The organism is Streptomyces sporangiiformans (genome assembly GCF_005768555.2).
Lineage (GTDB): Bacteria > Actinomycetota > Actinomycetes > Streptomycetales > Streptomycetaceae > Streptomyces > Streptomyces sporangiiformans.
On record NZ_VCHX02000341.1, the window covers coordinates 27,126 to 49,116 of the forward strand.

A 21,991-nucleotide genomic window follows, 5' to 3' on the forward strand; every position below is an offset into this window, starting at 1 on the left:
CCGTCACGTGGCCGCCTCGTCGAGTGCGCGGAGCACATCCGCCACCAGGTCCTCGGGATCCTCGGCGCCCACGGAGAAGCGGATGAAGCCCTCAGGGACCGCGTCCCCGCCCCACCGGCCGCGCCGCTCGGCCGTGGACCGCACCCCGCCGAAGCTCGTCGCGTCGTCCACCAGGCGCAGCGCGTCGAGAAAACGATCGGCACGCGCGCGCGTGGGAAGCGTGAACGACACCACGCATCCGTAGCGCCGCATCTGCTGTGAGGCGACCTTGTGCGAGGGGTCGCCGGGCAGTCCCGGATACCGGACGCCAGTCACCTCGGGTCGGCCGCGCAGAGCCTCGGCAAGCGTCAGCGCCGTGGCGCTCTGCCGGTCGACGCGCAACTGGAGCGTGGCGATCGAGCGGTGCGCGAGCCAGGCCTCCATCGGCCCCGGGATCGCACCGGCGATCTTGCGCCAGCGCCGTACGGAAGCCATCGCCGATGCGTCGGCGCCGACGACGTACCCGAGAAGGACGTCCCCGTGCCCGGTGAGCTGCTTCGTGCCGCTGGCCACGGAGAAGTCGGCGCCGAGTCGCAGCGGGCGCTGCCCGAGCGGAGTCGCCAGGGTGTTGTCGACGGCGACCAGGCAGCCATGTGCGTGTGCCGCCTCGGCGAGCCGCCGGATGTCGCACACGTCGAGTGCCGGGTTCGACGGGGTCTCGATCCACAGCAGCTTCGCGCCGTCGAGCACCTCGAGCTGGGCGTCGCCGACGGTCGGCGCGGTGCGCACCTCGATGCCGTACGCCTCGAGCTGCTCTCGGACGAGCGGCAGCACCTGGTAGCCGTCGCTGGGCAGGACGACCACGTCGCCGCCGCGCAGCTGCGAGAAGAGCACCGACGATACGGCCGCCATACCGGAGGCGAAGACGAGCGTCTCGACACTGTCTTGGCCCGGCGCCTCCAGCTCGCCGATGGCGCGCTCCAGGCCGGTCCAGGTGGGATTCTCGTCGCGGCCGTAGGTGTACGGCCCCGTGGGGTCGCCCGGCAGGTGGTAGTGGGCGGCGAAGACCGGCCCCGGGAGGGGTGGTTCGTGCTTCACGGGGTCGGGCAGCCCGGCCCGCACGGCACGCGTGCCGTCACCCGCCCCCACGACGGAATCTGTCATGCTGCTTGCCCTTCCACGTCCTCCTGCACCGCGGCCAGTAGCCCCGGACTCGCTGCCTCCACCAGCTCAAGGCATTCCTCGAAGCCGTCCAGGTCCCCGTAATAGGGGTCGGGTACATCCAGATCGTGGCGCGCGGCGGGATCGTAAGACCGCAGGAGTTGGACCTTCTCCGCGTCCGCCGGGGTGGGGGCGAGGCGCCGGAGGGCCTTCAGGTGGCTACTGTCGAGCGCTATGACCAGGTTGATCCCGGAAAACCAGGAAACCTGGAACTGCCGGGCCGTGTGGTCGCTTTCATAGCCGTTCGTCTCAAGGACAGAGACGGTACGCGGGTCGGCGCCGTGGCCCTCGTGCCAGCCGCCGGTACCGGCGCTGTCCACCATGACCAGGCCGTCGAGTCCCGCCTCCGCCACATGTGCGCGGAAGACGGATTCGGCCATCGGGGAGCGGCAAATGTTGCCGGTGCAGACGAAGCACACGCGATAGGGCATCGGTCGCTCAGTCCTTGTCGGGGAGGACGACGTGCAGCGCCCAGGAGACGATCGAGATGATCAGGCCGCCCAGGACGGCGGTCCAGAATCCCTCGACGTGGAAGCTCAGGTCGAGCTTGTCCGCGAGCCACGAGGTGAGCAGCAGCATCAGGGCGTTGACCACCAGGGTGATCAGGCCGAGCGTGAGGATGAACAGTGGGAAGGTGAGTAGCTTCACAAGCGGCTTGACCAGGAAGTTCACCAGGCCGAAGATCAGCGCCACGAGAAGCAACGTGCCGATCTTCTTACCCGTGCTGTCGCCGGTCAGGGTTATCTTGTCGAGCACCCAAACGGCGACCGCGAGGGCGCCTGCGTTGGCGATCGTCTTGACTACGAAATTCTTCATGTGTCTGATCGTGGCAGACGAGATCGGTTAAAAGCACTGGCCAAGGATGGACTAGGGGCGATGAAGGCATTCCGGCTGGACGAACTGGAGGCCGAGCGTGCCGCCAACGAGGGCGCGTATCTCCAGTTTCTGCGCGAGAAGAACATGTCGGTCGGCCTCTACGCCCTGGACGCGGGTACGCAGGACCCGCAGCAGCCCCACCGTCAGGACGAGGTCTACTTCGTCGTGAGCGGCCGCGCCGCGATCACCGTCGGCATGGAGACGACGCAGGTGGCGCGCGGCAGCGTCGTCTACGTGCCCGCCGGGGTGGCCCACAAGTTCCACCACATCAGCGAGGATCTGCGGGTGTTGGTGGTGTTTTCTCCGCCCGAGAGCTGACGTCCGGCCTCAGGGTTCCCTAGGGGAACGTTCAGGGGAGGACAAGGGGTGCGGAGCCTCCGTCGGCACCCCTGCCGCGCCTAGCATCGAGGGCAGGACATTCAAGACCTGTCAGCAGTAGGAATCGGGCCGAGAGACAAGGAACAAGGGCGATGCGAGAGATCTTCGCGGGGATGCCGTGGTGGGTGAAGTGGGTCGCGGTGCCGATCATCGCCTTGGTCGTGTTCGGCAGCGTGATCGCGACCGTGGTCGGATTCGTGATCGGCCTGCTCTTCAAGGTGCTGGTGTTCGTGGCGCTCGTCGGCGGGCTCATCTACGTCGTGCGGAAGTTCATGTCGAACTCGTCGTCGAGGAGTGACTGGTAGGCGGACGACGAGCAGCCGGGGCGTGGGCCAGGCGCGGCGACAGCAAGGCGCGGCGACAGCAAGGCGCGGCGACAGGGTGGCCGGTCGGCGACAGGATGGCCGGTCGGCCGCCGGCCCCGGTAACAGGAATCAGGGGTTCCCTCGGGCGAGGGAAGTTTGCCGGACAGGTCCTCTGCGAGCGGTGGCAGCCGGTTAAAGTCCGGAATTCGACGCGGGGTTGATCCCCGCGGGCGGCGCACCTCCCTCCCGTGTTATCCCCGCACGGGTGGCCCTCCTCGCGCTTCGGGAGTGACCCTTGGCCACTGACACCGCACCCGCAGGACCGCACACACCCTCCACCGAACCGCACCCCACCACCCTCATCGGATCCGTCCAGCGCGCGATGCGTCTGCTGGAATCCGTCGCCCAGCACGGGCACGGGGCGCCCGCCAAGCAGCTGGCCCGCGAGGTCGGCCTCGCGCTGCCCACGGCGTACCACCTGCTGCGCACGCTGGCGTACGAGGGCTATCTGCGCCGTGAGAAGGGGCTGTTCTTCCTCGGTGAGGCGGCTGAGCGACTGGCAGGCAGCGCTGCCCGGCAGAAACGTCGCAGCACGGTCGCGGACGCGCTCGCGCAGTGGCGCGATGCGATCGGTGTGCCCGTGTACTACGCGGTCTACCGAGAGGGCGAGATCGAGGTTGAATGTGTCGCCGACTCCCCGGCCATCCCGGCCGTCGAGGAGTGGGCCGACTTCCGCGAGACCGGGCATGCCCACGCGATCGGCCAGTGTCTGCTGTCCCAGCTCGGCGAGGAGGCCCGCCGGGACCACCTCGACCGCTATCCCGTGCAGTCGATCACTCCGTACACGGTGCGTGACGAACGTACTCTGCTGCGGCGCCTTGACGAGACGAAACGCATGGAGCCCGTGATCGAGCGTCAGGAATACGCGCTGGGCACGGTGTGCGCGGCGATCCCGGTCACCGCCGGCACGATGGCCGCCACGATGGCCATTTCTCTGCCTGCCCACCAGGCCGACCGGCTGCTGCCCGCGGCACGTCAGTTGCAGGACGAGATGGGACGGTTGCTGGGCTCGTTCGCCCTGTCTATCAGCATCTGAAAACTCACTCCTTGTGATCTGGTGTGTACTTTCAGCAAGATGCCAGCAACGTCAGGGGTATGGTTCCTGGCCAGTCGACGGCAAACGACGGGTGAGGCGATGCGCGAGTCAGCGGTGCAGGCAGAGATCATGATGAGCTTTCTCGTATCGGAAGAGCTCTCCTTCCGCATTCCGGTGGAGCTGCGATACGAGACCTGTGATCCCTATGCCGTGCGGCTGACCTTCCACCTTCCCGGCGATGCCCCGGTGACCTGGGCGTTCGGGAGAGAGCTGCTGGTCGACGGGGTGGGGCGACCGTGCGGGGACGGCGATGTGCACATCGCGCCCGTGGGCTCCGAGGGCTTCAGCGATGTGGTGATCCGGCTTCAGGTGGGCGTCGACCACGCGCTCTTCCGCTGTGGCGCGGTTCCCCTCGTGGCCTTCCTCGACCGGACGGACAAGCTGGTGCCACTGGGACAGGAGCATTCCCTCGCCGACTTCGACACACATCTCGACGAGGCACTGCACCGCATCCTGGCGGAGGAGCAGAGCGCGGGCTGAGGCGTCGTTACGCCCACACTGGCGTAACGCTTCACCTCCCAAGCTCGCGCGCGTGCGGCGGGCTTCAGCGCTTGCGGCGGCGGCCCCTTCCTCCGCGTGCCGGTTCCGCTGCGGCAGCCGTCTGAGGACCCGGACGATCCGCCGAGACCACCAGAGCGGCCAGAGCCGTGGTGACCGGAACCGAGGCGACCAGACCGATCGAGCCGACGAGCGTGCGCACGATCTCCTCGGCGACCAGTTCGCTGTTGGCCACCGTCCCGACGCTGCTCTGGGCGATCGAGAAGAGCAACAACAGGGGCAGCGCGGCACCCGCGTAGGCGAGGACGAGCGTGTTGACGACGGACGCGATGTGGTCGCGCCCGATGCGGATGCCCGCGCGGTACAGGCCGCGCCAGCCCATCGCCGGATTGGCCTCGTGCAGCTCCCAGACCGCCGATGTCTGCGTCACTGTCACATCATCGAGTACACCGAGCGAACCGATGATGACGCCCGCGAGCAGCAGACCGCTCATGTCGATGTTCGGGTACAGGCCGTGGATCAGACCCGTGTTGTCGTCCGTGTTGCCGGTGAGCGCGGACCAGCCTATGAACGACGAGCCGAGCAGTCCGATCAACAGCAGCGAGAGCAGAGTGCCGAGCACCGCCACCGAGGTCCGGGCCGAGAGACCGTGGCACATGTAGAGCGCGATCAGCATGATGGCGCTCGCCCCGACGACGGCCACGACCAGTGGATTCGAACCCTGCAGAATCGCGGGCAGGATGAAGAACGTCAGGATGAGGAAGCTGACGGCCAGCGCGATCAGCGCCATGACACCGCGCATCCGGCCCACCACGACAACGGCGAGCGCGAAGATCCCGGCGAGCAGCGCCATCGGGAGCTTGCGGTCGGCATCGGTGACCGAGTACTGGAGGTCCTTGGGGGCGTCGGGCGCGTACGCCACGATCACCTTCTGCCCCTGGCTGAGCTGCCGCGACGCGTCCGGCTGCACGATCTCCGTGAAAGTACGGCCCTTGTCCTTGCCGGTGTCGACCCGGACCGTCGCCTTCTTGCAGGTACCGGTCGCCTGCTGCTGAGCGGAGGAGCCCTCGGCCGTGGACGTGTTGCCGGTCGGGGTCTCCCCCGACGCGTTGACGGACTTGCAGTCCACCTCGTCGACCTTGGTCACCGTGGCCTGCTGGGTCTGGCGGTCGAAGCCCACGCCGGTGCGCTCGTGCGCGGGAGCGCCACCGGGCCAGAGCACGGCCAGGCCCACGACGACCGCCACGGTGAAGGGAATCAGCACCGCGGCGATGACCTTGCGCAGGTGTCGGGACACGGGTGCCGGAGGGCCATGGCTATGACTGTGGGCATGGCCGCCTCCGTCACCGGAACCATTGCCATGACCGTCGCTGTGGCTGTGTCCGTGCGGCTCCGGCGACTCCGGCGGTGGGGGCGGGGGCTGGCGAGGGGGCTGATGCGGGGGCTGGTGTGTCGAATTCACCGCCCGATCATCGCAAGAACTGGAGGGGCCCACTGTTCAGCTCGCCCAATATGACGCTAGCGTGGATGTACTTTTGCACACGCGGGAGCTCGGAGCACCGGGCTGAGAGGGCGCTGACCTCCGTCCCAGCGATGTTTCACATGAAACATCGAAGGCGGAAGCGGCTGCGTCGACCGCTGAACCTGTTACCGGGTAATGCCGGCGTAGGGAGTAGGTCTCATGACCAACGAGGACGTACGCACGCCTGCCTCCAGCCAGAGGGACGAGGCACCCGCCTCGTCCGGCAACGGCGAGGCCGGGAAGTCCATCGGCTGGCACAAGGCGTATGTCGAGGGCTCGCGCCCCGACCTGCGGGTGCCGGTCCGCCAGGTGCATCTCACCAACGGGCAGTCGGTCACCCTGTACGACACCTCCGGCCCGTACACCGATCCGACCGTCGACACCGAAGTCCGCAGGGGCCTGGCTCCCCTGCGTGAGAACTGGATCATCGCCCGAGGCGACACCGAGGAGTACGAGGGCCGTCCTGTCCGCCCCGAGGACGACGGGATCAAGCACACGTCGCCGCGCGGCGGGCTGCGCAACCTCGACGCGGTCTTCCCGGGGCGCCCGCGCCAACCCCGCCGCGGCCGCGCCGGTGCGGCCGTCACCCAGCTCGCGTACGCACGACGCGGCGACATCACACCGGAAATGGAGTTCGTGGCGGTACGCGAGAACGTCGCCCCCGACGTCGTACGTGAGGAGATCGCCGCCGGCCGGGCCGTGCTGCCCGCGAACGTCAACCATCCGGAAATCGAGCCGATGATCATCGGCAAGCGGTTCCTGGTGAAGGTCAACGCCAACATCGGCAATTCCGCGGTCACCTCCTCCATCGAGGAGGAGGTCGAGAAGATGACGTGGGCGACCCGCTGGGGCGCCGATACGGTCATGGACCTGTCCACCGGCCGCAACATCCACACCACGCGCGAGTGGGTGCTGCGCAACTCCCCTGTCCCCATCGGCACGGTGCCGCTCTACCAGGCGCTGGAGAAGGTCGACGGCCGTGCCGAGGAGCTGACCTGGGAGATCTACAAGGACACGGTCATCGAGCAGGCCGAGCAGGGCGTGGACTACATGACCGTCCACGCGGGCGTGCGCTTGCCGTACGTACCGCTCACCGCGAACCGCAAGACCGGCATCGTCTCGCGTGGCGGCTCGATCATGGCGGCCTGGTGCCTGGCGCACCACAAGGAATCGTTCCTCTACGAGAACTTCGAAGAACTCTGCGAAATCCTGGCCGCCTACGACGTCACGTATTCGCTAGGCGACGGCCTACGGCCCGGCTCGATCGCCGACGCCAACGACGAAGCGCAGTTCGCGGAGTTGAGGACGCTCGGGGAACTGAACACGATCGCCAAGCGTTTCAACGTACAGACCATGATCGAGGGCCCGGGACATGTCCCGATGCACAAGATCAAGGAGAACATCGACCTTCAGCAGGAGATCTGCGATGAAGCTCCGTTCTATACGCTCGGCCCGCTGACGACGGACGTCGCGCCGGCGTACGACCACATCACCTCCGGCATCGGTGCCGCGATGATCGCCTGGTGGGGCACGGCCATGCTCTGCTACGTCACGCCCAAGGAACACTTGGGCCTGCCCAACCGTGACGACGTCAAGACCGGCGTCATCACCTACAAGATCGCCGCCCACGCAGCCGACCTCGCCAAGGGGCACCCAGGTGCGCAGGATTGGGACGACGCGCTGTCCGACGCCCGCTTCGAATTCCGCTGGGAGGACCAGTTCAACCTGGCCCTCGACCCCGACACGGCCCGCCAGTTCCACGACGAGACCCTCCCGGCCGAGCCGGCCAAGACGGCTCACTTCTGCTCGATGTGCGGGCCGAAATTCTGTTCGATGAAGATCAGTCAAAGCATCAACGAGCGGTTCGGTGGTGACGCGGCTGAGGGGGCCTCCGCGGAGGAGGTTGCCGAGGGGATGCTGCAGAAGTCGAAGGAGTTCGCTGAGGCGGGTAACCGCGTGTATCTGCCGATCGCGGACTGACCCGCAGATGGGCACACCTCAAGCGGGCCTCTCTCGGTAGAGGCCCGCCGTGAGGGTCTGCCGCTTGGGTTGCGGCGCCGCCCTCACACCCCGGCCGCCCTCACACCCCGGCCGCTCTCGCCCCCGACCTCCCTCAGTCCGGCTGGTGCTCCGGCCCTCCGAAGTCCGGGCTGGAGAAGTCGGGGCTGGAGTAGCTGGGGCGAGGGCCTGCCTCGGGGCCGCCGTCGGGGCTGCTGAAGCCCGGGCGGTTGTAGCCGAGTGTGGGGATGCGGCTGGTCGACTGCGGTGGTGCCGTACGACCGAGGGCCGCCGAGCCCGGGTCGGCAAGTGCCTCCCGGAGGAAGGGCATGATGCCCCGCTCCAGGAGGGCGTCGTGCCAGGCTTCCTTGGCCTGGGTCATTTCCTCGCTGCGTTCGCCGTGCGCTCCGGCCCGAAGCGAGCTCGCGTCGTTGCGCAGGGCGGTCAGCAGCAGACCGATCGCGGCGATCAGGATCGCGGCCGCGGTCACGGCGCCGAAGACCCAACCGGTGGTGAGCAGGGTCTGGGCGAACGCCGGTGGGGGGTTGAGCATCTTCAGGATGTAACCGACGAGCAGGAAGATCGCCGCAGCCGTGCCGGCGAGGACGGGAGTGAGCACCGCGGCGACGGCGACGGCGCCCGCCCCGGCGGTTTCGGCGGCCTCCCCCATGGTGGCGGCGAGCCCCACCGCGCTCGTGCCCGGATCCGTGGAACCGGATCCTTCGCGGACGCGGGGGGTGGACGGCGCGGGCTGGCGCAGTTCCTCGCGGACCTTCACGTAGTGCTGGTATTCGGTCGCCGCGGCCGCCGTTATGAGAGCGGTGGCGTTGAGCGCCATCGTGCGCAGCTGTTCGGGGTTGAGCCGCTGGCCGACAGCGGCGAGTTCCGGACGGTGTGGTGCGGAGCGCAGCGCCTCATCGAGGATCCGCTCGTACTCTTGGCGGTCCTCGCTCAGCAGGTGCTGCGGAACGCTGTTCATGTGCATCCCCCGATGCTCCGTAGGGCTTGGGGCTCGGCATGCTGACGAGCCGTCGGGCAGAAACGGAGGGGAGCCTGCTACGGATAAGCCGATGGTAGAGCGGCGACGGCACGCGGTGACAGGGGGTTTCCAGAAATTGCCCCTTCCCCGGCACCGTCGCCGGTGGAAGAACACCTGCCCGGGGAGCGTTCAGCTATCCAATGGGAGTTGCTGGACCAGTAGCTTTCCGGCCATGGTCACTCCGCCGTCCATCGCGATGGCCAGCCCGTCCGCGTAGACGTGCGGTCCCTCGACCACCGGGCCCGCGGCATCGTCGCCGTCTTCCGATCCGACCTCGCCGAGGAGATATGGAATGGGGCTGTGACCATGGACGATACGGGAGCCGCCGTACACGTCGAGGAGGTCGCGCACCGCCTGCGCGCCCCCGTCGTCGCGGAACGCGAAGCGCTTGGTGAACTTGCGGAAGAGGTCCCAGCACTCGTCCGCGTCGTTGCGCGTGAGGGTTTCGCGGACGGTGTCATTGACCGCTTCGATGGAGTCGCCGTAGTCGAGATAGGCGGTGGTGTCCGAGTGCACCAGGAGGTGCCCGTCCGCCATCTCCATCGCGTCGAGACGGGCCATCCACTGCAGATGGTGGTCCTGGAGGCGATCCATGTCCGTCTTCTGACCGCCGTTGAGCAGCCAGGCCGCCTGGAAAGTAGCCGTACCCGCACCGGAGTTGACGGGAGTGTCACCGAACCGCTTGGCGCCGAGCAGCAGCAGTTCGTGGTTGCCCATCAGCGCCTTGCAGTAGCCGCCGGCCGCGGCGGCCTCGGCGGACAGCCGCATCACGAGATCGATGACGCCGATTCCATCGGGCCCCCGGTCGGTGAAGTCCCCGAGGAACCACAGCCGCGCGGTGCCCGCCGACCAGTTGCCGTCGATGTCGATGAGCCCCTTCTCGCGGAGCGCGGCAACCAGTTCGTCGAGATAGCCGTGTACGTCGCCCACGACGTACAGCGGACCCGGCCCCTCGGTGGACTCCGGCCCCGGCACGAGTTCAGGGTCGACCGGCACCTGAAGCGTGTCGCCGCGCTTGATGACGGGCAGATCGCGCTGCGTCGGCGTGTAGCCCTCCGGCTCCTCGGCGGGTCTGGCCTCCTCGTCGGGCGGCGATTGCTGCGCGAGAGGGCCGGGCTCGGCGTATGGGGTGGGGGGCTGCGCATACGGATCGGCACCGTGGACGTACGCCGGTACGCGGAAATCGCGCACCGTCGGCGTCCGTACCTCGGGTCCCTGACCGGCCCCCTGAGTCATTGACCCCTCCACCACCATCGCGCCGCATCTGCACCGCATCGGACTGCCTGGTCGCAGCGGCCCGCGGTGTCGTCCGCCCATCATAGGAATGCGGATCGCGCCATGTGATGACCCAGGGGTGCTGAATCGGAGCAGAGCCGCTGTTCATCGTGGTTTTCTCCCGAATTGGGAGGGGCTTTCCCCGTTGGATCTCACGCTGAACCCCGCTCTGGACGTCACCCCGCCTCCGGTGACCGGGGTGCGCTGACGGTCGTGCGCGGTGGCCGTCGTTCGGAGGACGTCCGCACGATCAACTCCGTCGGTATCACCTGCTCGACCGGTTGGTCCGATTCGACCCCCTCGATGGCGTCGATGAGAAGCTGGACCACGGCCGTGCCGATGCGGCGCGGTTTGAGGGAGAGTGTCGTCACGGGCGGCTCGGTGTTGGCGTACACAGTCGACTCGCTGCAGCACACGAGCAGCAGGTCGTCCGGTACGCGCAGGCCGTACCGACGGGCCGCCGCGAGCAGATCGGTGCCGTTCGGGTCGAACAGCCCGTACACGGCGTCGGGCCGGTCGGGACGGGCGAGCAGCCGGTCCGCGGCGACGGCGCCCGCGCAGGGATCGTGCGCGGGGTACGCCTCGTACACCGGATCCTGGCCGACGCGCTCGCACCAGCGCAGGTACGCGGTCGTGGACAGGTGGGTGTACGTGTCCGTGGACGTCCCGGTGAGCAGGCCGATCCGGCGCGCTCCGGCGTCGGCCAGATGGTCGAGGATCCCCAGGACCGCTTCCTCGTGGTCGTTGTCCACCCAGGCGGTCACCGGCAGCGGGCCGGCCGGGCGCCCGTCGGAGACCACCGGCAAACCCTGGCGGACCAGTTCGCTGACGACCGGGTCCTGGTCGGACGGGTCGATGACCACGGTCCCGTCCAGGGCCACGTTCGACCACACGTCATGGCGTGAGGTCGCGGGGAGGATGACCAGGGCGTAGCCCCGTGCGAGCGCGGCCGAGGTGGCGGCTCTGGCCATCTCCGCGAAGTAGGCGAACTCCGTGAAGGTGAAAGGTTCATCCCCGTAGGTCGTGACCGTCAGGCCGATGAGGCCCGACTTTCCGGTACGGAGCGTTCGGGCCGCGGCGGAAGGGCGATAGCCCAGCCGGTCGGCGACCTCGCGGACATGGCGTCGGGTGGCGTCCGGGAGCCGACCCTTGCCGTTGAGCGCGTCGGACACCGTCGTGATGGAGACCCCGGCGGCCGCGGCCACGTCTCTGATGCCCGCCCGGCCCGGCCGGCTGCTTCGCCGGGCGGTATCCGCCCGGCTCACCTGATGCTTCCCTGCTGCTGTCATGGCGAGCCGATAGTAGGGCTCATGTGGTGGGGTAGGGCGGACGCATATTCACTCGTCGGCAGGTACGTTTCTGCATGGTCGGATCCGATCAATTGCCTTAGAAGACAAGGTAGTTGAGCGCTTCAATGACAGTACGTCACTTGTCGACGCGCATGGGCCTGCCAAAGGGGCCATGTCTCGAAGAGGTCTCAACTCACCTTGACGAGGGATGCGCGCCACGGCGTGAGCCACCGGCGTGAGCGCCGGAACGCGGCGCGCCCCCTGTTCCGCAAGCCCTCGGAGGCGTTCGTGCGCCTTTGTGAGCCTGCGCGCCCCGACGCCCTGCGGTGGGGGTGCGCACGCAGTCGGTGCCCAGCCATTCGCAGCGGCGCCGAATCCTCTTAAGGTGAGGAGTATTGGTAGCCGGTGCGGGTCATCCGGTGGTGGTCATGAGGAGGACTTCGGTGAGCGAGACGAGCCCCAAGCTGCGTGCGGAGCTGGAGGGTATCCCCACCTACAAGCCGGGCAAGCCTGCCGCGGCCGGTGGTCCGGTGGCGTACAAGCTGTCCTCCAACGAGAACCCCTACCCACCGCTGCCCGGGGTGATGGAGACCGTGACCGCGGCGGCCGGGGCCTTCAACCGATACCCGGACATGGCGTGCACGGCGCTGATGAGCGAGCTGGCCGACCGATTCGCGGTTCCGCTCACGCATCTGTCCACCGGCACGGGCTCGGTCGGGGTCGCCCAGCAGCTGCTGCAGGCCACGAGCGGTCCCGGTGACGAGGTGATCTACGCCTGGCGGTCCTTCGAGGCGTACCCGATCATCACTCAGATCAGCGGTGCGACCTCGGTGCGGGTGCCGCTGACGCCGGGGGAGGTGCACGATCTCGACGCAATGGCGGACGCGGTGACCGACCGGACGCGGCTGATCTTCGTCTGCAACCCCAACAACCCCACCGGCACCGTGGTGCGCCGGGCAGAGCTGGAACGGTTCCTCGACCGGGTGCCGAGCGATGTCCTCGTGGTCCTCGACGAGGCGTACCGCGAGTTCATCCGCGACCCCGAGGTGCCGGACGGCGTCGAGATCTACCGCGAGCGGCCGAACGTCTGTGTTCTGCGCACCTTCTCCAAGGCGTACGGTCTTGCCGGGCTCCGGGTCGGTTTCGCGATCGCCCATGAGCCGGTGGCGGCGGCGCTGCGCAAGACCGCCGTGCCCTTCGGTGTGAGCCAGCTCGCGCAGGACGCGGCCGTCGCCTCGCTGCGCGCCGAGGACGAACTCCTCGGGCGGGTCGGCTCGCTGGTGGGCGAGCGCACGCGTGTGGTTGACACGCTGCGCGGGCAGGGCTGGACGGTGCCCGAGACGCAGGCGAACTTCGTGTGGCTGCGACTCGGTGAGCGCACGGTCGAATTCGCGGCCGCCTGCGAACAGGCCGGGGTCGTCGTGCGTCCCTTCCCGGGGGAGGGCGTGCGCGTGACGGTGGGCGAGACCGAGGCGAACGACATCTTCTTGAAGACGACGGAGAGCTTCCGCAAGGAGCTCTAGCCCCCGGCGGCCAGAGGACCTCTAGCCCCCAGCGGTCAGAAGGAGCCGTACCGTCCGTCCCTGACCTCCTCGCCCGGATGCGGCGAGGAGGTCAGCGCTGAGGTGAGCGGCGGCACGAGGGGTCCGGATCGCGCCATAGGCATGTCGGACCCTCTTAGGGACCCCCCACCCCTCAGCGTGCCGAAAGCCATGCGTCATAATTGCTTGTGAATGTGAACGCGTTCACAAGCTTGCCAGTTTGTCCTGTGGTGTACGTCACGAACGGGGCAAACCGCCGACGTGACCACGGCACGTAAGGAGAAGACGTGGACATCGCTTTGGCGCCGGAGACACTGGCGCGATGGCAGTTCGGCATCACCACCGTCTACCACTTCCTCTTCGTTCCCCTGACGATCTCCCTTGCCGCCCTCACGGCCGGCCTGCAGACCGCCTGGGTGCGCACGGAGAACGAGAAGTACCTCAGAGCGACGAAGTTCTGGGGCAAGCTCTTCCTGATCAACATCGCGATGGGTGTCGTCACGGGCATCGTGCAGGAATTCCAGTTCGGTATGAACTGGTCCGACTACTCGCGCTTCGTCGGTGATGTCTTCGGTGCCCCGCTCGCCTTCGAGGCCCTGATCGCCTTCTTCTTCGAGTCCACGTTCATCGGTCTGTGGATCTTCGGCTGGGACAAGCTGCCGAAGAAGATCCACCTCGCCTGCATGTGGATGGTCTCGATCGGCACCATCCTGTCGGCGTACTTCATCCTCGCGGCCAACTCCTGGATGCAGCACCCCGTCGGCTACCGGATCAACGAGAAGAAGGGCCGCGCCGAGCTCACCGACTTCTGGCTGGTTCTGACCCAGAACACCGCGCTCTCCCAGTTCTTCCACACCCTGTCCGCCGCGTTTCTCACGGGTGGCGCCTTCATGGTCGGCATCGCCGCCTTCCACCTGGCCCGCAAGAAGCACATACCGGTGATGAAGACCTCGCTGCGGCTCGGCCTGGTCACCGTCGTCCTCGGCGGCATGCTCACCGCGATCAGCGGCGACGTGCTCGGCAAGATCATGTACGAGCAGCAGCCGATGAAGATGGCCGCGGCCGAGGCGCTGTGGGACGGCGAGAGCCCGGCACCGTTCTCGGTCTTCGCCGTAGGCGACGTCGACAAGGGCCACAACAAGGTCGCGATAGAGATTCCAGGGCTGCTCTCGTTCCTCGCCAAGGACGACTTCAGCTCCTACGTCCCCGGCATCAACGACGTCAACAAGGCCGAGCAGGAGCGGTACGGCCCCGGCGACTACCGGCCCAACATCCCCGTCGCGTACTGGGGCTTCCGTTGGATGATCGGCTTCGGCATGGCCTCCTTCACCATCGGTCTGGTCGGACTGTGGCTGACCCGGAAGAAGTTCCTGCTGCCACGGCATCTGCGGGTGGGCGACGACGAAGTGCCGCACGTGGTGCTCTTCAAGAAGGCCCTCGGCCCCACACTCACCACCTGGTACTGGCGCATCGCCTTCCTGACCCTGGGCTTCCCGCTGATAGCCAACTCCTGGGGCTGGATCTTCACCGAGATGGGCCGCCAGCCGTGGGTCGTCTACGGCGTGCTGCAGACCCGCGATGCCGTCTCCCCCGGCGTCTCACAGGGCGAAGTCCTCACCTCGATGATCGTCTTCACGACGCTCTACGCGATCCTCGCCGTCGTCGAGGTCAAGCTGCTCGTCAAGTACGTCAAGGCCGGACCGCCCGAGCTCACCGAGGCCGACCTCAATCCGCCCACCAAGATCGGCGGCGACTCCCGTGACGCCGACAAGCCGATGGCCTTCTCCTACTAGGCCAAGGGAGCTGCAGAGTCATGGAACTTCACGACGTCTGGTTCGTCCTCATCGCGGTCCTGTGGACCGGCTACTTCTTCCTGGAGGGCTTCGACTTCGGGATCGGCGTCCTCACCAAGCTTCTCGCCCGTGACCGGACCGAGAAGCGGGTGCTCATCAACACCATCGGTCCGGTCTGGGACGGCAACGAGGTCTGGCTGCTCACGGCGGGCGGCGCGACCTTCGCCGCCTTCCCCGAGTGGTACGCCACACTCTTCTCCGGCTTCTATCTGCCGCTGCTGCTCATCCTGGTCTGCCTGATCGTGCGCGGAGTCGCCTTCGAGTACCGGGCGAAGCGGCCCGAGGAGCACTGGCAGCGCAACTGGGAGACGGCGATCTTCTGGACCTCCCTCATCCCGGCGTTCCTGTGGGGCGTGGCCTTCGGCAACATCGTCCGAGGCGTGAAGATCGACAGGAACATGGAATACGTCGGCACTTTCTGGGACCTCCTCAACCCGTATGCGCTCCTGGGCGGGCTGGTGACGCTGACGCTGTTCACCTTCCACGGCGCGGTGTTCGCGGCGCTCAAGACCGTTGGGGACATCCGGGAGCGGGCGCGGAAGACGGCGTTGCGCGTCGGCCTGGTGGCTGCCGCGCTGGCGCTGCTCTTCCTGCTGTGGACGCAGATCGAGAACGGTGACGGCAAGAGCCTGGTCGCGATGCTCGTGGCGGTGGCCGCGCTGGTCGCGGCTCTCGTGGCGAACCAGGCGGGGCGTGAGGGATGGTCGTTCGCCCTGTCCGGCGTCACCATCGTGGCGGCGGTGGCGATGCTCTTCCTGACGCTCTTCCCGAACGTCATGCCGTCCTCGCTCAATGACGCCTGGAGCCTGACGGTCACCAACGCCTCGTCGAGCCCCTACACCCTGAAGATCATGACCTGGTGTGCGGTGATCGCGACGCCGATCGTGCTGCTCTACCAGTCGTGGACGTACTGGGTGTTCCGTAAGCGGATCGGTACGCAGCACATCGCCGAGGCCGCGCACTGAGTTCGCCGAACCGAAGGGCATGTTTCACGTGAAACCCATCGACCCGCGTCTGCTGCGGTACGCCCGTGCCACCCGTCTCTTTCTGGTGGCGGTCATCGGTCTGGGTGCCGTGGGGGCGGCGTTGGTCATCGCCCAGGCGATGCTCATCGCCGAGGTGGTCGTGGGTGCCTTCCAGCATGGGCTGGAGATCGCGGAACTCCGCACGCCACTCCTGCTGTTGGCGGCGGTCGCGGGGGGCCGGGCGCTCGTCGCCTGGCTCACCGAACTCGCGGCGCACCGGGCAAGCGCGGCGGTCAAGTCGGAGCTGCGAGGGCGGTTGCTGGAGCGTGCGGGGGCGCTCGGGCCGGGTTGGCTGAGCGGACAGCGGACAGGGTCACTCGTCGCGCTCGCCACGCGCGGGGTCGATGCGCTGGACGGCTACTTCTCCCGCTATCTGCCGCAGTTGGGGCTGGCGCTGGTGGTGCCCGTGGCGGTGCTGGCGCGGATCGTCACCGAGGACTGGGTGTCGGCGGCGGTCATCGTCGGCACCCTGCCTCTCATCCCTGTTTTCATGGTGCTCATCGGCTGGGCCACGCAGTCCCGAATGGACCGTCAGTGGCGACTGCTGTCGCGGCTCTCGGGACACTTCCTGGATGTGGTCGCGGGACTGCCCACCCTCAAGGTGTTCGGGCGGGCTAAGGCGCAGGCCGAGTCGATCCGGCGGATCACCGGCGAGTACCGGCAGGCCACCATGCGGACCCTCCGGATCGCCTTCATCTCGTCCTTCGCCCTGGAGTTGCTCGCCACGCTGTCGGTCGCACTCGTCGCGGTGACCATCGGGATGCGGCTCGTCCATGGCGAGATGGATCTGTACGTGGGGCTGGTCATCCTCGTCCTCGCGCCCGAGGCGTATCTGCCGCTCCGGCAGGTGGGTGCGCAGTACCACGCGGCCGCGGAGGGGCTGGCCGCCGCGGAGGAGATCTTCGCGGTACTGGAGACGCCGGTGCCGTCGTCCGGTACCGCGATCGTGTCGCTGTCCGGGTCCCGGACCGAGGCGCTGTCCGGGTCTCGGACCGAGGCGCTGTCCGGGTCTCGGACCGAGGCGCTGTCTGAAACCGGAACCGAGACCGTGCCGTCCTCCGGCGGAATCCGCCTCGACGAGGTGACGGTCCGGTACCCCGGGCGGTCGTCGGACGCCGTATCGGACGTGTCCTTCACGGTCGAGCCCGGTGAGACGGTGGCGCTCGTCGGGCCCAGCGGGGTGGGCAAGTCGACGCTGCTGAACGTGCTGTTGGGGTTCGTGGAGCCCGCGTCGGGACGGGTGCGTGTCGGGGGAGTCGATCTCGCCGAGGTCGACCTGGAGGAGTGGCGGTCGCGCATCGCGTGGGTCCCGCAGCGGCCGCATCTGTACGCCGGGACGATCGCCGAGAACGTAACGCTGGCGCGCCCCGGCGCGGGCGACGCAGAGGTACGCAGGGCGCTCGGTGACGCGGGTGCTCTCGAGTTCGTGGACGTCTTGCCCGACGGAGTGCGGACGGAACTCGGGGAGAACGGGGCCGGGCTGTCCGCGGGGCAGCGGCAACGGCTCGCGCTGGCCCGGGCGTTCCTCGCGGACCGGCCCGTGCTGCTGCTCGACGAACCGACGGCTTCGTTGGACGGACAGACCGAGGCCGAGGTCGTGGAGGCGGTTCGGCGCCTGGCTGTGGGGCGGACAGTACTGCTCGTGGTGCACCGGCCGGCGTTGCTCGGGGTGGCGGACCGGGTGGTGCGGCTGGAGCTCGGCGCGCCCGTAGTGGGGTCCGGTGCGGAGCGTTCCGGCGGTGCGGATGTGCACCGCACCGAAGGGGCGGCAGCCGTGCCGGCCGTGGGCGCCGGCAAGGCGTCGTTCACCTTGGAGGCAGGGGGTCCGCAGACGCCGGGTCCACAGGCACGGAGCCCGGAGGCGGAGGCCTCTGAGGCGGCAGAATCCGAGCCGCGGCTGTCTCAGCCGCGGGTGGCCGCGGCGCGGGGCGGTGTTCTCGCGCGCGTGCGGGCCATGGCCGGCCCTCGGCGCGCTCGGCTCGCGCTGGCGCTCCTGCTCGGCAGCCTCGCGCTCGGGAGCGCGGTCGGCCTGATGGCCACCTCAGGGTGGCTGATCTCGCGGGCCTCGCAGCAGCCTCCTGTGCTGTACCTGATGGTCGCGGTGACGGCCACGCGGGCGTTCGGCATCGGGCGGGCCGTCTTCCGCTATGCCGAGCGGCTGGTGTCGCACGAGGCCGTGCTGCGGATGCTGGCCGACACCCGGGTCGCCGTGTACCGGCGGCTCGAACGGCTCGCTCCCGCCGGTCTGCGGGCCACCCGCCGAGGTGACCTGCTCTCACGGCTCGTCGCCGACGTCGACGCGCTGCAGGACTACTGGCTGCGCTGGCTGCTGCCCGCATCTGCCGCGGTCGCGGTGTCCGCCGCCTCCGTCGGGTTCTCCGCCTGGCTGCTGCCCGAGGCCGGAGCCCTCCTCGCCCTCGGGCTGCTGGCCGCAGGGGCCGGCGTCCCGCTGCTGACCGGCGCCGTCGCACGTCGCGCGGAGCGTCGGCTGGCCCCCGCACGGGGCGTCCTGGCGACCCGCGTGGCCGATCTCCTCACCGGTACCGCCGAGTTGACGGTCGCCGGTGCGCTGCCCGCTCGTACCGCGGAAGCCCGGCGGGCCGACGGGGTGCTCACCCGCATCGCGTCGCGCGCCGCGACCGCCACCGCGCTCGGCGAAGGGCTCACCGCACTCATATCCGGGCTCACCGTGGCGGCCACCGCGCTCGTCGGCGCACAGGCCGTCGCCGCCGGACGCCTCGACGGCGTACTGATGGCCGTCGTCGTCCTCACCCCGCTGGCCGCTTTCGAGGCCGTCCTCGGGCTGCCGCTCGCAGTCCAGTACCGCCAGCGGGTGCACAAGAGCGCGGAACGCGTCCACGAGGTCCTGGACGCCCCCGAGCCCGTACGCGAACCGGAGCAGCCGGGCCCCGTGCCCGCGTCGCCGTTCCCGCTCGTCCTCAAGGAACTGAGCGCTCGCCACCCCGGGCAGGACCGGGACGCGCTGGCCGGGCTCGACCTGACCCTGGAACAAGGCAGCAGGATCGCCGTCGTCGGGTCTTCCGGGGCAGGCAAGACGACCCTCGCGCAGGTGCTCCTGCGGTTCCTGGACGCGGGAGCCGGCACGTACACGCTGGGCGGCGAGGACGCGTACGGCCTGGACAGTGACGACGTACGACGCCTGGTCGGGCTGTGCGCGCAGGACGCGCACCTCTTCGACAGCTCGGTGCGCGAGAACCTGCTGCTCGCGCGCAAGGACGCGACCGAGGACGAGTTGCGTGACGTACTCGGGCGGGCCCGGCTGCTCGACTGGGCGGACGGACTGCCGGACGGACTGGACACACTGATCGGTGAGCACGGCGCACGGCTGTCCGGCGGGCAGCGGCAGCGGCTCGCTCTGGCCCGCGCGCTGCTCGCCGACTTCCCCGTCCTCGTCCTCGACGAGCCCGCGGAGCATCTCGACCTTCCGACGGCCGACGCGCTCACCACCGATCTGCTGGCCGCGACCGAGGGACGCACGACGCTGCTCATCACGCACCGGCTGGCAGGTCTGGAAGCCGTCGACGAGGTGATCGTGCTGGCGGAAGGCCGTGTGGTGCAGCGAGGTCCGTACAGCGAGCTGGCCGCCCTGGAGGGCCCGCTGCGGGAGATGCGGGAGCGGGAGGACGAGACGGAGCTGTTGGTGGCGGCGAGCTAGGGGTGTCGTTTGGATCACCCAGGTCCCGCGGTGATCCAAACGGCACCCTGGCTCCGGCGCCGCCGTTGCCGGAGGCCGTGCTGTCGCAGGCCCCTGTTCGGAGCAGCGCGGTGACCCATCCGTGGCGCCGCGTCCCCCAGGCGTACGCCTTGAACGGGCCAGTGCCTCCGACGCACGACACGATCCCTCTCATGCGCTCACCTCGCCGCCATGCCCTGCTCGTACCGGCGCTGCTGTGCGCGCTGGCCGTCCTGGCGGCCGGGTCCACGGCGGCCATAGGAGACGACGTGGATTCCGGTGGCTCCGGCGGCTCGCGTGGCGCCGGCGCCGAGGTGGCGCGGCTGCTCCAGGAGACGTCCGTCGCGACGCATCAGTACGAGGAGGGACGCAGGGAAGCCGAGGCGCAACGAGCCAAGGCGCGGCGGTTGGAGCGGCTTCTCGCGCGGGAGCGGCGGAACATCGACGTACTGCGCGACGAACTCGGCCGGATCGCGCGCGCCCAGTACCGCAGCGGAGGCTCGCTCCCCCAGGCGGCGCAGATGCTGCTCGCGGAGAGCCCCGAGGATCTGATGCGCGGTCAGCATGCCCTCTGGCAGGCCGACCTGGCGCTCAACAACACCGTCATCAAGAGCCGCCGCGCGGAGACACAACTCGCCGCCGACGAGGCGAAGGCCTCCGCGGCCTGGCAGGCGCTGGAGCGGCGCAACGCCCGGCTCGCCGAGATGAAGCGGGGGATCGAGCGGAAGCTCGAAGCGGCTCAGTGGACGCTTCAGGGGCGGGCGGAGGCCTCGGTCGCGGCGGGATCGTGCCGTGGCGCCGTCCGCCTCGGCCAGCGGAAAAGAAAGAGCTTCACGCGCGCGTGGGTCGCACCGGTGGAGACGTACGAACTCTCCGCGGGCTTCGGCAGCGGCGGAGCGTACTGGGCGAACGGGCACACCGGGCAGGACTTCGCGGTGGACATCGGCACGCCGGTGCGTTCGGTCGGTGAGGGACGGGTGGTGAAGGTGTCGTGCGGCGGCGCGTTCGGCGTCGAGGTCGTGGTGCGGCATCCGAACGGCTACTACACGCAGTACGCGCACCTCTCAGCCGTCGCCGTCGACCAAGGGGAGCGGGTGGCGCCGGGACAGTGGGTCGGCCAGTCGGGCACGACCGGCAACTCGACCGGCCCGCACCTGCACTTCGAGGTGCGCCTGACGCCGTACCTGGGGTCGGGTGTCGATCCGCTGGAGTGGCTGGCCGAGCATGGGGTGCGCCTTTAGGGGCTTCACTCCCCAATTCAGGGGCTACTCCCCCAGGCTTTCGGCAGGCGCCGGGACCGCCTCCCGCTCACCTGCGCTCTGCGAGCATCCGCTCGATCACGACCGCCACCCCGTCCTCGTTGTTGGCGACCGTGCGACCGGAGGCCGCGGCGATGACGTCGGGGTGTGCGTTGCCCATCGCGTACGACGTGCCCGCCCAGGTGAGCATCTCGACGTCGTTCGGCATGTCCCCGAAGGCGACGACCTCCTCGTGCGAGATGCCGCGCTCGGCGCAGCACAGAGCGAGCGTGCTGGCCTTGGAGACGCCGGGGCCGCTGATCTCCAGCAGTGCGCTGGGGCTGGAGCGGGTGATGACCGCGCGGTCGCCGACGGCGATGCGGGCCAGGCCCAGGAAGTCGTCCGGGGCGATGTCGCTGTGGTAGGCGAGCACCTTGAGCACCGGCTGATCCGCGCCCTGCGCGTCCTCGGCTAGGAGTTTCTCGGCGGGCGCGATGGTGTCCGGCGGCTCCATGTGCAGCGACGGGTAGGTCGGCTCCAGGTGGAAACTGTAGGTCCGCTCGACGGCGAACGACGTGCCGGGCGCGGCGGCGCGCAGCAAGGTGATGACGTCCAGGGCGGTCTCGGTCGCCAACTCCCGGATCTTGACGAACTGGTGGCTTCCGGGGCCGCCGTGCAGGTCGACCACCGCGGCGCCGTTCCCGCAGATGGCCAGCCCGTGGCCGTGGACGTGGTCGCTGACGACATCCATCCAGCGGGCCGGGCGGCCGGTCACGAAGAAGACCTCGATACCGGCCTCCTCGGCGGCGGCCAGAGCGGCGACCGTGCGCTGCGAGACGGACTTGTCGTCGCGCAGCAGGGTGCCGTCCAGATCCGTGGCGATCAGCCGGGGCGGAACGGTGGGGGCCGGGGGCTGGGGCCGGCGGGTCGCTGAGGTCACTTCGCCATTGTCCCGCATATGCCAGCACGGCCGTGTGGAACATCGCACATCTGCATGCCGTACGCCCTCACCTGTACCTTTGCCTGCCGCCTGCCGCCTGCCGCCTGCCGCCTGCCGCCTGCCGCCTGCCGCCTGCCGCCTGCCGCCTGCCGCCTGCCGCCTGC

Annotated in this window: 18 protein-coding genes; 10 read left to right on the forward strand and 8 right to left on the reverse strand. The window is 69.0% G+C overall.

All coding sequences use genetic code 11. The features are described 5' to 3' along the window. Nucleotides 1-3: 3 nt before the first annotated feature. Genes FGD71_RS43600 through FGD71_RS43610 form a run of 3 tightly spaced genes read right to left on the reverse strand, consistent with a single transcriptional unit; the run spans nt 4 to nt 2,016 of the window. Nucleotides 4-1,143: a cystathionine gamma-lyase gene (locus FGD71_RS43600; protein ID WP_119106141.1), complete on the reverse strand. Its 1,140-nt coding sequence runs from the start codon at nt 1,141-1,143 to the stop codon at nt 4-6. Continuing rightward, a complete protein-coding gene (locus tag FGD71_RS43605; RefSeq protein WP_119106142.1) occupies nt 1,140-1,631 on the reverse strand; it encodes a low molecular weight protein-tyrosine-phosphatase in 492 nt (163 codons plus the stop codon). The genes FGD71_RS43600 and FGD71_RS43605 overlap by 4 nt, the downstream gene beginning before the upstream one ends. 7 nt (nt 1,632-1,638) lie before the next feature. Beyond that, nucleotides 1,639-2,016 (reverse strand): phage holin family protein, encoded by a 378-nt coding sequence (locus FGD71_RS43610; RefSeq protein WP_119106143.1) that lies wholly within the window; start codon nt 2,014-2,016, stop codon nt 1,639-1,641. 60 nt (nt 2,017-2,076) lie between these two features. Between FGD71_RS43610 and FGD71_RS43615 the strand changes: the two genes are divergently transcribed. From FGD71_RS43615 to FGD71_RS43630, 4 genes are all read left to right on the forward strand, one after another. Then, complete coding sequence (locus FGD71_RS43615) at nt 2,077-2,394, forward strand: cupin domain-containing protein (RefSeq protein ID WP_119106144.1); 318 nt, start codon at nt 2,077-2,079, stop codon at nt 2,392-2,394. Between the two features lie 152 nt (nt 2,395-2,546). After that, nucleotides 2,547-2,759, forward strand: a complete 213-nt coding sequence (locus FGD71_RS43620; RefSeq protein ID WP_119106145.1) for a DUF5326 family protein — start codon at nt 2,547-2,549, stop codon at nt 2,757-2,759. Between the two features lie 295 nt (nt 2,760-3,054). Beyond that, entirely contained in the window at nt 3,055-3,855 is an 801-nt protein-coding gene (locus FGD71_RS43625) for an IclR family transcriptional regulator (RefSeq protein ID WP_276147192.1), read from the forward strand. Nucleotides 3,856-3,954: 99 nt separating this feature from the next. Next, nucleotides 3,955-4,395: an SsgA family sporulation/cell division regulator gene (locus FGD71_RS43630; RefSeq protein ID WP_119106146.1), complete on the forward strand. Its 441-nt coding sequence runs from the start codon at nt 3,955-3,957 to the stop codon at nt 4,393-4,395. 64 nt (nt 4,396-4,459) lie between these two features. Here the strand turns inward: FGD71_RS43630 and FGD71_RS43635 are convergent, their stop codons facing one another. Beyond that, nucleotides 4,460-5,875 carry a YibE/F family protein gene (locus FGD71_RS43635; RefSeq protein ID WP_119106147.1) on the reverse strand — a complete coding sequence of 472 codons (1,416 nt, stop codon included), beginning with the start codon at nt 5,873-5,875 and terminating at the stop codon, nt 4,460-4,462. A 219-nt stretch (nt 5,876-6,094) separates the two neighbouring features. Between FGD71_RS43635 and thiC the strand changes: the two genes are divergently transcribed. Next, nucleotides 6,095-7,915, forward strand: a complete 1,821-nt coding sequence (gene thiC / locus FGD71_RS43640) for a phosphomethylpyrimidine synthase ThiC (protein WP_119106148.1) — start codon at nt 6,095-6,097, stop codon at nt 7,913-7,915. Nucleotides 7,916-8,048: 133 nt separating this feature from the next. On the opposite strand, the gene FGD71_RS43645 is transcribed toward thiC, so the two are convergent. From FGD71_RS43645 to FGD71_RS43655, 3 genes are all read right to left on the reverse strand, one after another. After that, nucleotides 8,049-8,918: a hypothetical protein gene (locus tag FGD71_RS43645; protein WP_119106149.1), complete on the reverse strand. Its 870-nt coding sequence runs from the start codon at nt 8,916-8,918 to the stop codon at nt 8,049-8,051. Between the two features lie 183 nt (nt 8,919-9,101). Continuing rightward, entirely contained in the window at nt 9,102-10,208 is a 1,107-nt protein-coding gene (locus FGD71_RS43650; RefSeq protein ID WP_119106150.1) for a metallophosphoesterase, read from the reverse strand. Nucleotides 10,209-10,423: 215 nt separating this feature from the next. After that, nucleotides 10,424-11,536, reverse strand: coding sequence for a LacI family DNA-binding transcriptional regulator (locus FGD71_RS43655; RefSeq protein WP_119106151.1), 1,113 nt, complete (start codon nt 11,534-11,536; stop codon nt 10,424-10,426). A gap of 443 nt (nt 11,537-11,979) precedes the next feature. Here FGD71_RS43655 and hisC point away from each other — a divergent pair, with 443 nt between their 5' ends. From hisC to FGD71_RS43680, 5 genes are all read left to right on the forward strand, one after another. Then, nucleotides 11,980-13,059 (forward strand): histidinol-phosphate transaminase, encoded by a 1,080-nt coding sequence (gene hisC / locus FGD71_RS43660; RefSeq protein ID WP_119106152.1) that lies wholly within the window; start codon nt 11,980-11,982, stop codon nt 13,057-13,059. A 305-nt stretch (nt 13,060-13,364) separates the two neighbouring features. After that, nucleotides 13,365-14,870, forward strand: a complete 1,506-nt coding sequence (locus FGD71_RS43665; RefSeq protein ID WP_119106153.1) for a cytochrome ubiquinol oxidase subunit I — start codon at nt 13,365-13,367, stop codon at nt 14,868-14,870. Nucleotides 14,871-14,890: 20 nt separating this feature from the next. After that, nucleotides 14,891-15,895, forward strand: coding sequence for a cytochrome d ubiquinol oxidase subunit II (gene cydB / locus FGD71_RS43670; protein ID WP_119106154.1), 1,005 nt, complete (start codon nt 14,891-14,893; stop codon nt 15,893-15,895). A 19-nt stretch (nt 15,896-15,914) separates the two neighbouring features. Further along, nucleotides 15,915-19,631, forward strand: coding sequence for a thiol reductant ABC exporter subunit CydD (gene cydD, locus FGD71_RS43675; protein ID WP_119106155.1), 3,717 nt, complete (start codon nt 15,915-15,917; stop codon nt 19,629-19,631). A gap of 191 nt (nt 19,632-19,822) precedes the next feature. Next, on the forward strand, nt 19,823-20,890 hold the full coding sequence (locus tag FGD71_RS43680) for a M23 family metallopeptidase (RefSeq protein WP_119106162.1): 1,068 nt from the start codon (nt 19,823-19,825) through the stop codon (nt 20,888-20,890). Between the two features lie 67 nt (nt 20,891-20,957). Here FGD71_RS43680 and FGD71_RS43685 read toward each other — a convergent pair whose 3' ends face one another. After that, a complete protein-coding gene (locus FGD71_RS43685) occupies nt 20,958-21,845 on the reverse strand; it encodes a Cof-type HAD-IIB family hydrolase (protein WP_162931394.1) in 888 nt (295 codons plus the stop codon). Between the last annotated feature and the right edge of the window lie 146 nt (nt 21,846-21,991).

Bases quoted from the DNA above. Each gene is read 5' to 3' on its own strand.
- FGD71_RS43610 (WP_119106143.1), bottom strand. From the start codon at position 2,016: ATGAAGAATTTCGTAGTCAAGACGATCGCCAACGCAGGCGCCCTCGCG.
- FGD71_RS43680 (WP_119106162.1), top strand. From the start codon at position 19,823: ATGCGCTCACCTCGCCGCCATGCCCTGCTCGTACCGGCGCTGCTGTGC.
- FGD71_RS43650 (WP_119106150.1), bottom strand. From the start codon at position 10,208: ATGACTCAGGGGGCCGGTCAGGGACCCGAGGTACGGACGCCGACGGTG.
- FGD71_RS43655 (WP_119106151.1), bottom strand. From the start codon at position 11,536: ATGACAGCAGCAGGGAAGCATCAGGTGAGCCGGGCGGATACCGCCCGG.
- FGD71_RS43630 (WP_119106146.1), top strand. From the start codon at position 3,955: ATGCGCGAGTCAGCGGTGCAGGCAGAGATCATGATGAGCTTTCTCGTA.
- cydD (WP_119106155.1), top strand. From the start codon at position 15,915: ATGTTTCACGTGAAACCCATCGACCCGCGTCTGCTGCGGTACGCCCGT.
- cydB (WP_119106154.1), top strand. From the start codon at position 14,891: ATGGAACTTCACGACGTCTGGTTCGTCCTCATCGCGGTCCTGTGGACC.
- FGD71_RS43615 (WP_119106144.1), top strand. From the start codon at position 2,077: ATGAAGGCATTCCGGCTGGACGAACTGGAGGCCGAGCGTGCCGCCAAC.
- FGD71_RS43645 (WP_119106149.1), bottom strand. From the start codon at position 8,918: ATGCACATGAACAGCGTTCCGCAGCACCTGCTGAGCGAGGACCGCCAA.
- FGD71_RS43600 (WP_119106141.1), bottom strand. From the start codon at position 1,143: ATGACAGATTCCGTCGTGGGGGCGGGTGACGGCACGCGTGCCGTGCGG.
- FGD71_RS43605 (WP_119106142.1), bottom strand. From the start codon at position 1,631: ATGCCCTATCGCGTGTGCTTCGTCTGCACCGGCAACATTTGCCGCTCC.
- thiC (WP_119106148.1), top strand. From the start codon at position 6,095: ATGACCAACGAGGACGTACGCACGCCTGCCTCCAGCCAGAGGGACGAG.
- FGD71_RS43685 (WP_162931394.1), bottom strand. From the start codon at position 21,845: ATGCGGGACAATGGCGAAGTGACCTCAGCGACCCGCCGGCCCCAGCCC.
- FGD71_RS43620 (WP_119106145.1), top strand. From the start codon at position 2,547: ATGCGAGAGATCTTCGCGGGGATGCCGTGGTGGGTGAAGTGGGTCGCG.